Origin of the sequence: Nitrosopumilus zosterae, from assembly GCF_025998175.1 — an archaeon.
Classification (GTDB): domain Archaea; phylum Thermoproteota; class Nitrososphaeria; order Nitrososphaerales; family Nitrosopumilaceae; genus Nitrosopumilus; species Nitrosopumilus zosterae.
The window spans coordinates 1,092,654-1,105,105 of record NZ_AP026695.1 but is presented as its reverse complement, the minus strand read 5'-3'; the positions used below and the strand labels follow the sequence as shown (position 1 = coordinate 1,105,105).

The following is a 12,452-nucleotide window of genomic DNA, read 5'->3' as shown; positions in this document are numbered from 1 at the left end:
GACACTATTTCAATAATTTAAGTGAATATCTTTTTTGATCCTCAATCTCTCATTCTTAAGAGAATCTGATCACAAATTCTGCGCATCTCTGAGTCTGATCCGACACTAGAAATTTTTACAATGTCTGTTGTTGTGATTATTCCTACTATTTTGTCATTTTCTTTAACTGGAAGTTTATGAATTAATTCTTCTCTCATCATTTCCGAAGCTTCCCAAACTGTTTCTCCTGGCTCTATTGTGATTAGTGGTGATGACATCACTTCTGAAATCTCTGTAAACAGCGGTCTTCCTTCTGCAGCGACTTTGGTGACAAAATCCCGTTCAGTGATTATCCCTATTGGTTTGGCATTTTCAGTGACAATGACACATCCTACATTCAACTTGGTCATGCTTTGTGCTGCCTCTTGCAATGATGTTGATTTGTCTGCAGTTAGCACATTTTTATTCATAAATTGATTCACAAATGTACTGCCCATATGTTTACGTGATTTTTCAATTATATGATATAAATTCTAAATTATCATGATTGAAAATCAGTCAAGAAAATCATTATAGAGTTATAAATTCAAAGTAATGTGTGATAGAATATGGCAGTCAAAACTAAAAAGATTCTAGTTCCTCTTGATGGTTCAAAAAACTCCATTCGTGGATTAGATATGGCTATTCATATTGCAAGACAATCTCATGGAATCATCACTGCATTGTCAGTAAAATCCGTACCTGGAATCTATGCTATCCATCCGCTTGGTTTCTTGGATTTTAATTCAATGTCAGAAATAAAAAAGACACTTGATGAAGCAAAAGTAAGGGCTGCAAAAAAAGGAATACAATTAACTGGAAAGGCCATCGCAGGTGATCCGGGCTTTGATATTGCAAAATTTGCAAATAACAAGAAAAACGGAATTGATTTAGTTGTGATTGGGGCTCGTGGGAGAAGTTCTGCCAAGGAGATTTTTCTAGGAAGTGTATCAAATTATGTTTTACACAAATCTAAAAAGCCTGTGTTGATTGTAAAGTGAAATTATTCGGCTAATGCTGCAACTACGTCTGATTTTGTAACTATTCCGACCAGTTTTGATTTTTTAACTACTGGCAATCCGCTAATATTGTGTTTGACCATCAGGGTGATTGCAGTTTTAATATCCTCATCCATGTCGATTGTAATTGGTTTTACCGTCATAATGTCTGTGGCATGAAATGGAAAAAGATAACTCATTTGATTTGAATGAATTTCTTCCAACCCTTTTTTGAATTTGTATTCTTGAACTTCTTTAGGATCAGCTGATTCTGCTATCCATTGTGGTATCTTTGCAGGCACAAAGTCTCTAAATGTAATAATCCCTACTGGAATTTGGTTTCTTTTAATAATAACTCTGGATATTCCATATTTTAACAGCAGACTTTCTACATGTAATATAGGGTCACTTGGTGCTGCAGTAATTAGTTCTTTTTTCATTATTTTTGAAACTTTGAATGAAGTTGATTCTTTTGTAAGGAATGCTTTTACAAGATCTGTCTCTGTCACAATTCCTCCTAATGTGTTGTCTTTGTTAGTGATTATTACAAGGCTGATTCTGTGTTTTTTCATCAACTTTGCACATTCCTGAACCGAATTATCTCTTGTCAATGTAAATAATTTCTTGGGAATGAAATCTTTTGCTTTAACAGATTTGATTGGTTTTGAACCCAACTCATAAATTTTTTTTGCAATGTCTTTCTCAGTTATGACTCCGACAGGTATTTTCTTATCTACAATAACTACTCTTTTCACTTTGTTTTTTAATAGACTCTCTCTGGTTTTTAATAATGTGGAGTTGGGATTAACTGTGATTGGTTTGGTGATTAACTCTGATAATTTTATATTTTTTACATCCAATGTGGCTCTGTTTTTTTATTTCTTAATTAATCTTAATACAATCATCATTGAATATCATATTTGGTAATTACTGAGAAAGATATTTACTTCCATATTTCAAGATACGTATATGGTTGACCATGTTCCTTTGTATGTTGTTGGTTTATCTAAAGATGAACCTGCGAATGAAATCCTTTCATCTAAATTTGGTGCCGCACTGGAAAAAGCCCAGCAGGTACTGTCTCATATTATTGAGGCAAAAATTACTGTAGAATATCAAAATCCTGAAGGCTCAAGAACTCATTATGATGCTACTGCATCTGTAAAGACTTCTGACAAGACTCTCATTTACACTGCTTCTGGATGGGATATTCTGAAAATTGCTGACGATTTGAGCAGAAAATTGGAAGGCGAATTACCAAAACATAATGATAATCGACAAAGAGAAAGTATTCGTAAAAGGGAAGAATTCTAACATGTTTCAAAATATTCTTGTGCCATTTGATCTATCGGATCAATCAACTAGGGCCTTTAAAATGGCATTGGATGTAGCAAAAAAATATCAATCCAAAGTAACTTTGTTAACCTGCATTGAAGGGGATGCTTGGCATCACAAATATTATGATTCAAGAGCAGATAATGAATTAATTAAAAAACAAAGTAAGGTTGCCAAAAAATATGTTGAAAAACTAGAATCACTTGCTGAAAAAAATAATGTTGTTGCTAAATCTGTAATTATTACTTCAAAATCCGTGGTTAATGACATTGTGACTTTTGCCAAAACGCGAAAACATGATCTAATTGTTATTGGTTCTCATGGAAGAACTGGTTTTGATAAAGTTCTCTTGGGAAGTGTTGCAAATGGCGTGTCTCAGAAAACCCGTTGCCCGGTTTTGATTGTAAAATAATCTGGTTGTACTTGGCTTGATTTCAATTATTGGAAGCGGTCGCGTTGGTTCATCTATTGCGTTTCTTTGTGCATCTAATGCGCTTGATGATGTTTTACTAATCAATCGCAACAAAGACAAAGCCATTGGAGAATCTTTGGATATTACAAATGCTATCCCACAAACTTCTGAATTCTCTATTCATGGAACCGATGATTTTTCTAAATTAACTGATTCTGATATTGTTGTAATCGCTGCAAGCACAGGGATTTATTCAAAAGACAGATCAGAGAACATGGTTTCACAAATAAACATGATTAAAGACATCGCGGAAAAAATTAAAAGATATTGTCCGTCTACAGTTGTTCTGGTGGTTTCAAACCCTCTTGACGTGTTGACATATTTTTTTCAAAAAGAATCCGGATTCTCTAGATTCAAAGTAATAGGCATTGCATCCAGTCTTGATTCTAGTAGATTCCGATACCTGATTTCAGAAAAATTGTCCATTCCTAACTCTTCAATTTTGGATGCTTTAGTTCTAGGCGAACACGGGGATTCTATGGTTCCGATATTCTCAAAAGTTAGAGTTAACGGAACATCTTTGTCTTCAATGCTAGATGATGATGAAAAATCTGTGATTTCTAATAAAGTCAAAAATTATTGGCTAGAACTAAGAAAGTTCAAAAGCAGATCCCAATTTGGAATTGCAAAAAATACTTTTGATGTTATTGAGGCTATCGTCAATAAAAAAGAATTATCTTTTCCCGCTTCTGTTGTTCTTGATGGTGAATATGGGCAAAGTAATGTTGCAATGGGAGTGCCTGTACGAATAAATGGCCATGGACTTTTTGAAATAGAACAAATCGAGCTCGATGAATCTGAAACCGAACAACTGGCCAACTCTTCTAAAAAGATTCAAAATCAAATAAATTCTGTTTTAAGTTAATTTCTTTAGAATTTCTTTATGTTTGTCACAAAATTTTTTATTTTTTAATTGAGTCGAAATTAATTCTTTTTGCCAATGCGCATTATACAACCTGCACTCTTTATCTGTACAAAATGCTTCACCCGTTTCATAATACATGATGGCTTGTAGAAGATATCCTTCAATAGCTTCTGATATTCGAGAATCGTGATACTCTAAAAACTCTCCCTCGTATTTTTTCTTGATTGTGTCAATTCCTTCCTTTGAAAAATCTGTCATTAAATCAAGATAATATTGCTTTGGCTTTGCAGGCGCTTCTATTATTCCTGTAGTTGAAATAATTGTTGGGTTAGAGCCAATCAATGCTCTGGCATGATACCTAAAGTCATTTTCATCAAATGTGCATGTTAGTTTGTTTGTGAAAACGATATTCAGAATATCTATGTTATTTTCTTCTTTTGGAATTTGTTCTGAAATGATTTTATGAAGTTCGATCCCGTCATATAATGCCATTTCTTCTTTTTCAGACGTGTCTGTGTTTTCTTTTTCAATTAAGATGTCTTCCATAGATGCATTGTGTTTTTGAAATGGTTTTTTTATGTCAAAAATTCTTGTACTGGCAATCTTTTTGTATATTTCATCATTTAAATTTCTGAAAAAGTTATCCCTGATTTCTATTTGTATTGGAAATGTATCTCTAAGAAATTTCTCTAATTTTTCTAATTGAATTTCTAAAACTGTTGGTTCATCGTATAGAATAATTTTGGAAATTCTCAATAACAAAATTATGTTTTTATGACTTATCTTTCTAACGTTGGAATTTTTTAAAGGATTATGCGAATTTTATATATAAACTACTTACAATTTCGCAAAAAATGATCATTTACAATGTTTTCTCTTGATTGCAAATATTTTATAAAAAATGTTCATGGATACAAAACATCAGAAGCATTTTTCAATGACTGATTAATGATTTCATATGGTATGAAATATTTTGTAATTTTCTTGATTTTTGTTGGATTTGTTGGACTTGCACATGCCCAATCTGATGACTATTCTCCATCTGGTAGAGATTATGTCCCCTACACTCAAAATTATAACGTGCGATTTACCTCTGATGGATACATTGACTATGATCTGCTAATTGCAAAAATAATGCCTGAAATTTTTCAAAAGAAGCTCAGAATAGAGTATGATGTGTATATTTCTACACAAGATATTGTACTTGAACGTGGTCCACAAATTGCAATGTATACACCAAATAGTTACAATTGTGGATATGTGATTGATTACACAGATAATCAGGTATATTGGCTAGAATCTGCAATTAACAGTACAGACATACAATACACCAAGATATTCACTGAAACCCCAACTCCAAAATCAGTTCATGGACTTGAAATTGAAGAATCCAACTTTGGATGGTGTTTTGGTCCGCTAAAACAACAGGTAGCTGCAATATTTCTTGAAGAAAAATCATACTTGACTGATGATCAGGAAGCCATTGTGTCTGCTGCAGTAAAACACGAATTGAGAGGAAATCCAAATCTAAATGATCAAGAGTTTACTGTTGGGAAATTTAATTTTGATTATGGTGAGAATGTTTTATCTTTTTGTGGTGAATTTCAAAAAGATAGGCATGGTCTAAAATATTTTGGCGGTTCTATGAGAAATAACATTTTGGGAGATTTTCATCTAGATGACAAATTATCACCTTTATGTGCAATAAGCGATAACGCAAAAACACACTCGATAAAAGTCAATAAAAAATCCGACGTGCCTCCAGAACTACAAACATGGAAAAACCTCAGAATGGAAACTGTGTTCTTAAAACCAAACTCTGTAGAAAAACTCTTGGAGAGAAATTACATGTATCCTGAAACTATGCATTATAATCTCTTCGAGTATTCCACACCTTTTAAGATAAATTTGATAGAGTTTATGCCAGAGGATAGCAACACGATTTGGAATTTTGAGCCAAGCACTGATGATACTTTTGTAAAAATCAGAGTGCCAAAAAATGGGGGCAATTACTACATGAGTTATGGGCCAAACGAATGGAATGCCGGGAATTTGACAGGCGTAATAATACTAGTTAATGGTGTAGAAGTAAATTACAATACACAACTATTCATTAGAGCACCAGATGCGCCATATCCACAACACCACACTGATTATGTTTTCAAAGTGCCTAAAGGTTCATCATCAATAGAGTTGATTCTGTTTATTGAAAATTATGTTCCTGAAAATGTCGATGATGATGAATATCAACCATATACACCTCAAGAATGAAATGAAAACTAGATTCAAAATTCCATCATACAAGACAAATATTTTGTTTATGCTTAATGCAGTAATCGTCGGAATTCTAAGTATTGGCGCATCTTATTTTACACTGGGTCCACTAATCATGTTTGAAAGAAATATTTCTGATATAGTAAGAATGGTCACGCAAAATTATGCAATGATTGGTTTGTGGATAATTTATTTTGCAAACATTATCTGTTTGCCAATCAATCTAAAAAAGACACACAAAAATTGGAAACTTGGATACATCGTATTTCTAATTAGTACAATGATTTTTGTAATTTACATTACAGGCGTATTTGATTGTTGGGGAGCAATGATATCTAGATTTTTTGGAATGGATTACAATGACCGGATTAGATGTTTGAATGAAAACTAGACTTTTGACAATACCTGCAATTGTTAGCACAAGTGTTGTATTGATGTGGATAAAAACAATAAAGTCAAAATGAAAAATAGGCAAAAGAATGTGGTTGTTGATTACTTTCTGGAATAGTTTATGAGTGTGATTGCACAATTCAACATAGTTTACAATGACGATAAAAAATAAAAAATTAGAGCAATTCATGAAGGAATTAGTTGAGCAACTAACTGCCAAATACCCTGATGAAATAGTTTCATTTGTTTTGTTTGGCTCTGCAACAACTGGGGAATGGGTGCGTGGAAAATCAGACATTGACTGCATCGTAATTATCAAAAATAAAAAACTCTGCAAAGATATTGAAAAATATCTAACTGATCTATTACTTGTACTTGACGCAAAGTATGATCTAAAGTTATCTGAGACGTGTACTGCCTACAAAAAGACTGAGAATCCTACACTTGATCTAATCTTCAAAACTGAAAACAAGATGATGTTTGGACAGCCATTTTATGTTGTATCTCAAGACCAGCTTGACTTGAAAGGATTCAAGATAAGGCAAGACATCAAAATTGAGATTGGTACTAGGACCATAGCCTCGCTTGGGCTGTTCCTTCAAAGAATAAAACACACTGGAATCATTCTGTATGGCAAAGATGTTCGAAAAGATATTCCAAACACAGTACCTGCAATTGAGAAGGTAAAAGCATCATTTAACGCAATGTTGCTTTTAATGATGAGTTTTGTAATATTTCCGTTCAGTCCAAAGTCTGCATTCTCTCATGCTGTAAAGGCCAATTTCTGGGCATGCGACGATGTGTTATTTGCATTGGATAAACCATTATCTACTACAAAGCAAGAGGTATGCCAGATTCTGTCTATTTTTGGCAAATCAAAAATTGATTCAGAGCATCTAATAAAATCACTAGAATACAAGAAGACTAAAGACAACATGGTGATGAACAAGGGATTTGTAATCCGATACATGCTAAAGAGCACAAAATTTGTGTATGGACTGTATATGATTACACTGCAAAAATTATTTCGAATTTAGCAATTGAAATTGTGTTGAAAAATGAAAACAAGTGTATGCATGTCGGGGTTTGACCGTGGTGTGTGAATCAATACGATAAATTTCTATGATTAAATCAAAAATGAATTTTCACATCTAGTACGGTATTGAAATATAGAACATGTTTTATGAATTAAATGTTAGGTAAAATTCAGATTTTATCAAACGTTATAAACAAAATATTTTCAAGTATTGTACACATGAATAATCATCGCCAGGACAGATGTATCTGATGGAAACGTTATCTAAAATTGCAATTTACATGGGAATGGGAATTGCATGCTCGATTTTTGTAATGTTTACAATTAGCATAATGCCTCATGTTGTAAGCCAAATAGAGAATAATTGGGAGGATGTTCTTCCAGGCAAATCTGATGAAGAATTAAAAAAGATGTTTTATGAGACTGACTCTTACAAGGAATTTAACAAAAAATATCCTGATAATGGAGAATATTTCAGATCATATGGAGATGGTAGAGGAAGTCTAGAAGTCACTGCAATGAACTTTGAATCATACAATACATTACGACTAGAATTAGAATATGATAAAAGAACAGATTCTGTTAGAGAGGATATTACATGTAATAACCAAATAGATAATCGCAATCTGCACATCAGAGGAACATTAGCTGCACAATTTATTGAAAAAATCAGTTGTTTGGAGGGTTCAGGAATTATTGATGCACCATCTAACCTTATTGATGAATTTGGGAATCCAGTTCCAATCAATATCAGTCCCAGAGTAACTGTAGATATTGATTGATGAATCCAGCAGAATAATAAATGGATAACATTAATACAAAATGCAAAGAAGAATAAACTATCTTAATGGTCAATTATGAAATATTTTCACCAGACGCAATCAAAAATATTTCTTTAATCAATAAGCATGTTGTAGAAAAAAGACCTGAATCCTTTGGAGTTGATGATCCTAGCATCATCACAAAAATTTTTGAAAGGGTTAACCAATATTTTCATATCCCGGACAAAAAAATTCGAGTGATTAAAAGGGCATCTCATCTTTTAGCAGGAATTGTGTTTGAACAGCCATTCAAAAATGGAAATAAATCTACTGCGTTTATTGTAACACAACACTATCTGAAGATTAACGGATTTGTTTTTTCAGTCGATATTTCTGATGATGAATTAATCCAACTTTTAGAATCTGTTAGTCCTTTGTTTCTCAACGAGGATCAATACAATATTGCATTCTCTACAGTTGAAGAATTCTTAATTAGAATTACAAATTAGAATAACAATAGGTTATAGTCTGGATAATTTCTTGAAAAGCTCTGGTCTTTCATTCATTATTTCATCGACAGCTTTGATAATCTCATCATCTTCCTCAAAATTAATTAATTTTTCTTTACTTACTTCCATATTTCCACTATGTAATATGGCCTCTTATCATATTAAAAATATTGCTGATTCATGTCAAACCACCTAAACGTGATAATAATGCCCAATTCATATGAAACGATAATTCCTGACAAGTTGTTCTCACTATTACCAATGTTTTATGAAAAATATTTAGTTGTGATGCAAAACCTGCGAAGAACTTTTCAATGACTGCATAGGATTTCATACTATATGAAGTATTTTGCAATTTTCTTGATCATTGGTGGATTAATTGCATTATTTGGAATGTTTGCAATTCCTCCTGCATATGCGTCATTTACAGATTCAATACTGGTTCAGGTAGATGATGACTTCAGGAAGGTTTACTATAATGAGAAAAATGTGGATTCTGTTTTATTTGATTTTGATTCATCTTCAGTAGTCTTTGAAACTGGCTACAATGCAGTCTTGGAGATAAAATCTCCCAAAGTATACAAAGTAGGACCAGGACCATTCATTCTAAAAAACGGAGAAGAGATTGCACCTGAATACACCTCCGATGATTGTTTTTACTACATAAATATTGAAACAAAGACGCCTAAAACAATAGAACTCGTGTTTACTTTTTGGCCTGAATATCCTGAAATAATAGAAGGATGTGAGGCATTCATCGTTTCTCCCCTAAAACAATTCAAGTCAGATATTCCAATTCATAACATACAATGCAAAGAAGGTTTGATGTTAATTGAAAAATATGATGAAACTCCCGCTTGTGTGACACCTGACTCTAAACAGAAATTACTTGAACGTCATTGGACAGTATCTCCATCATACAAAGTTGTGGGGCTTGACACGGCATATGTTGGCGAGCCGATTAAAATTGCAGTTGAAAAGTTGGGATGGAATAAATGCAATAACTATGATGCAAAAATATACACTATTTCACATGACAATGTATGGGGGTATGGATCATCTGGCTCTTGTGTCACCCTAGATCCTCCCAAACTAAGCAAATCAACAATTGATGTGCCAAGAAACAAAAAATATCCTATAATTGAAACCACTGGGAATTACATCTTTGAGATTAAGTTTGGACATACCATTATCACAGAAGAGTTTTCTGTTAAAAACTTGATTTCAAAACCCACACAAAACACAATATCGGTATTTTGTGGACCCTCCTTGGAACAAATACGGGCAGAATCTTCTATTGACATTCTAGCTCCAAGACACCTTCCTGTTGGGTATTCGCTAAAAAGCACAGATAACATTCATCCTGGCATTATTCTGTTAAACTATGCTAGAGGAAATACGTGTGGCACGGATGCACATACGTTAGAAGATGGAAAGATCGAGGTTGTGATTGCCTTTTCTCCTGATGCTCCTTTAGAGTCAGATGGAGAAACATTTTTGGAGCAATACAAGACACAATACAAGGAAAACAATGTTGGCTTTCAAACATCTGTTGTGGATTCTAGATTTTACATAATAGGCGTTAATGGTATGATACAGCAGTTGGTAGATAATGATAGGATTTATGATGAAAAATGGATAGAGCCTACACGAGTTCATGTTTTTGATGAAAAAAATTCTGCCGGCTATAAAATCACAGCACATTTGCCTCTTTATGAGGTGATGAGTATTGCAAAGTCACTTTCGGAAATTGATTAGAAAATGAAAACCAAAATTATATTGTATGAAAAAATTCTAATTTTGATAATTGGTGGATCAATTGCATTATTTGGAATGTTTACAACTCTTCCTGTATATGCATTAGAATTTGAACCATTAATTGCAAAAAATACAGATGACACTATTGTATCGACTGGAATTGTTGGACAGCCTATAATTTTTGAAACCATCATAACTAACAATGAAGAAGATGCTGACCATTTTGAAATAGCATTCACTACACGTACTATAAATGACAAAATATTAGATCATCAAAAACAATCCATTCCTCTAAAACATGGTGCATCTACAACTGTTTCATATCAGTTTGTTCCACCCTTGGAAGGGAACTATGTTTCAGGAATTTTTTATGGTGAGAAGCCATTTTCAGATATAATTACATTTCCAGCATTAGACGATAACAAAACCTATCCAAAAAAGACAGTCAGAATATATTCTGATTTGTCTGATGATTGTCTTGTTGCATGTACAGATCCTTCCGTGATGAATGTAGATGTTGGAACTGTTGTGGAGTTGAGCAACATTACTCCTGATGTTCGTTACATTTCAACTGGGACTTACATGGAAGATAAAGATGGAATTAGTTGGAGCTCTAATAATCGATTTCACAGTATAATTATTCCTGATAGAAAATCATCCTTCTTGTTCTCTCAGCCTGGGGAATACCAATTGTTTCTAGCAGAGCACAGGACAAATGATGTTATTGGAACAATTCATGTAATGTCAGACCAATTCAGAGAAGCAGACAAGACATTCAACATATTGAACAAAATTATGAACGATGAAGATTTTGGAATTCCAATATCGTCTTTGCATATCAATCCAAAAAATTCCGTGATTACTGTTGGAATTGATGACAAACACAATCCGCTTTTTACATTGGATGTATACAAGACCATGCTGTACAAGCAAGTAGGAAATGTGTATCTTGACATAATATCCAACCATGATTCTTTTAAGACAAAATTATGTGACGTCAATGATGCAATTGCAGTGAGGGCGATGCTGGACAGAGATCCTGTGGTACAGCAATTCCTTCAAAGTTATCCTTCTGCAACATTTGAGCACTTTAAGACGCCTGATGAGCCTGGAAATCCTCGTACATACTCTGAATTTCATCATGGCATGTTTCTTTTACGAGTGCTTGTCTTGACATATGATCAAAATGATGTATGTTATCCAGTGTATGGTTATGTCATAGGATATGATGATCAAAGTTCTGAACCAAAAAAAGGGTTGTTTGAAAACATGTATCCAAAATCTGCTGGCCTCTCAAAACCCCTTAGTGAGATAAAGAAACTCTCAAAACCTCACAACCAGATAAAATCAGGCATATCATTTGATGATGTACAATGTATTGATGATTTAATTTTAGTTATAACATCTGATGGTTCTTCTGCATGCGTAAAACCTGAAACTAAGACCAAACTAATTGAGAGAGGATGGGCAAAAAATGCAAACTAGACTTTTGATACTTGTTGCACTTGTTTTGATCGTAGTTCCTATTGGGTTTTTTTATTACATGTCAATTAATGGGTTTTCCATTCACCATGCTGGAATTTACGTACAATTGCTATCTGAACAACAGATAGAACATTTTGCAGTCTCTGAACCAAAAACTATTACACAAGAAGAATTGATGCAGTTCCCACAAATCTCTATCATGATCAATTTATTATTAGAAGAAAAGGAAAATCCTCAAGGAACGCGAAGTTTTTTTGTAAATTTTGACACTTATCGAATTTTTGATTCTCGCGGAGAACTAAAAATAAAAAACCACATGTCTGATTCAGGAGCGAGAAACTTGTATCAAGATTTCACACAAAGTTTTGAATCTAATGTTGTTGTATATGAAGGAAATTATTTTTCTATTACTTCATGGATTGCATGATAAAAATTAAAATTCAAAACCAAATAGGATTGGCATTAGGCCACAGATTTGATACCGTTTAGTCTTGATTCGTGAAATCTAGCATGAAAACTAGATACAAAAGATAAGAAGGGTTTATCAATAT

General features: G+C 33.3%; 15 protein-coding genes. 12 read left to right on the top strand and 3 right to left on the bottom strand.

All coding sequences use genetic code 11. From position 1 onward, the window contains the following. Positions 1 to 41: 41 nt before the first annotated feature. Entirely contained in the window at positions 42 to 476 is a 435-nt protein-coding gene (locus tag OO712_RS06750; RefSeq protein WP_109876089.1) for a CBS domain-containing protein, read from the bottom strand. 111 nt (positions 477 to 587) lie between these two features. Here OO712_RS06750 and OO712_RS06745 point away from each other — a divergent pair, with 111 nt between their 5' ends. Beyond that, positions 588 to 1,019: a universal stress protein gene (locus tag OO712_RS06745; RefSeq protein ID WP_109876088.1), complete on the top strand. Its 432-nt coding sequence runs from the start codon at positions 588 to 590 to the stop codon at positions 1,017 to 1,019. 2 nt (positions 1,020 to 1,021) lie between these two features. Here OO712_RS06745 and OO712_RS06740 read toward each other — a convergent pair whose 3' ends face one another. Next, positions 1,022 to 1,876, bottom strand: coding sequence for a CBS domain-containing protein (locus OO712_RS06740; RefSeq protein ID WP_109876087.1), 855 nt, complete (start codon positions 1,874 to 1,876; stop codon positions 1,022 to 1,024). 109 nt (positions 1,877 to 1,985) lie between these two features. Between OO712_RS06740 and OO712_RS06735 the strand changes: the two genes are divergently transcribed. The 3 genes from OO712_RS06735 (at position 1,986) to OO712_RS06725 (ending at position 3,688) form a co-directional block, all read left to right on the top strand. Next, a complete protein-coding gene (locus tag OO712_RS06735) occupies positions 1,986 to 2,330 on the top strand; it encodes a hypothetical protein (protein WP_109876086.1) in 345 nt (114 codons plus the stop codon). 61 nt (positions 2,331 to 2,391) lie between these two features. Beyond that, positions 2,392 to 2,763 carry a universal stress protein gene (locus OO712_RS06730; protein ID WP_264953649.1) on the top strand — a complete coding sequence of 124 codons (372 nt, stop codon included), beginning with the start codon at positions 2,392 to 2,394 and terminating at the stop codon, positions 2,761 to 2,763. 16 nt (positions 2,764 to 2,779) lie between these two features. Further along, positions 2,780 to 3,688, top strand: coding sequence for a malate dehydrogenase (locus OO712_RS06725; RefSeq protein WP_109876084.1), 909 nt, complete (start codon positions 2,780 to 2,782; stop codon positions 3,686 to 3,688). On the opposite strand, the gene OO712_RS06720 is transcribed toward OO712_RS06725, so the two are convergent. Then, positions 3,680 to 4,444 (bottom strand): DUF6775 family putative metallopeptidase, encoded by a 765-nt coding sequence (locus OO712_RS06720; RefSeq protein ID WP_109876083.1) that lies wholly within the window; start codon positions 4,442 to 4,444, stop codon positions 3,680 to 3,682. The genes OO712_RS06725 and OO712_RS06720 overlap by 9 nt on opposite strands. 207 nt (positions 4,445 to 4,651) lie before the next feature. On the opposite strand from OO712_RS06720, the gene OO712_RS06715 reads away from it, so the two are divergent. The 8 genes from OO712_RS06715 (at position 4,652) to OO712_RS06680 (ending at position 12,328) form a co-directional block, all read left to right on the top strand. Continuing rightward, complete coding sequence (locus OO712_RS06715) at positions 4,652 to 5,959, top strand: hypothetical protein (RefSeq protein WP_109876257.1); 1,308 nt, start codon at positions 4,652 to 4,654, stop codon at positions 5,957 to 5,959. Position 5,960: 1 nt separating this feature from the next. Continuing rightward, positions 5,961 to 6,353, top strand: coding sequence for a hypothetical protein (locus OO712_RS06710; protein ID WP_109876082.1), 393 nt, complete (start codon positions 5,961 to 5,963; stop codon positions 6,351 to 6,353). Positions 6,354 to 6,540: 187 nt separating this feature from the next. Continuing rightward, entirely contained in the window at positions 6,541 to 7,389 is an 849-nt protein-coding gene (locus tag OO712_RS06705) for a nucleotidyltransferase domain-containing protein (RefSeq protein ID WP_225866799.1), read from the top strand. 250 nt (positions 7,390 to 7,639) lie between these two features. Continuing rightward, positions 7,640 to 8,170: a hypothetical protein gene (locus OO712_RS06700; RefSeq protein WP_146195965.1), complete on the top strand. Its 531-nt coding sequence runs from the start codon at positions 7,640 to 7,642 to the stop codon at positions 8,168 to 8,170. 65 nt (positions 8,171 to 8,235) lie between these two features. Then, the gene (locus OO712_RS06695; RefSeq protein WP_109876079.1) at positions 8,236 to 8,658 is read left to right on the top strand and encodes a Fic family protein; all 423 of its coding nucleotides are present in this window, start codon (positions 8,236 to 8,238) and stop codon (positions 8,656 to 8,658) included. A 339-nt stretch (positions 8,659 to 8,997) separates the two neighbouring features. Further along, the gene (locus tag OO712_RS06690; RefSeq protein WP_109876078.1) at positions 8,998 to 10,416 is read left to right on the top strand and encodes a WING-49 domain-containing protein; all 1,419 of its coding nucleotides are present in this window, start codon (positions 8,998 to 9,000) and stop codon (positions 10,414 to 10,416) included. Positions 10,417 to 10,419: 3 nt separating this feature from the next. Beyond that, on the top strand, positions 10,420 to 11,901 hold the full coding sequence (locus OO712_RS06685; RefSeq protein WP_109876077.1) for a WING-49 domain-containing protein: 1,482 nt from the start codon (positions 10,420 to 10,422) through the stop codon (positions 11,899 to 11,901). Next, on the top strand, positions 11,891 to 12,328 hold the full coding sequence (locus OO712_RS06680) for a hypothetical protein (RefSeq protein ID WP_109876076.1): 438 nt from the start codon (positions 11,891 to 11,893) through the stop codon (positions 12,326 to 12,328). Before OO712_RS06685 ends, OO712_RS06680 begins: the two co-directional genes overlap by 11 nt. Positions 12,329 to 12,452: the final 124 nt, after the last annotated feature.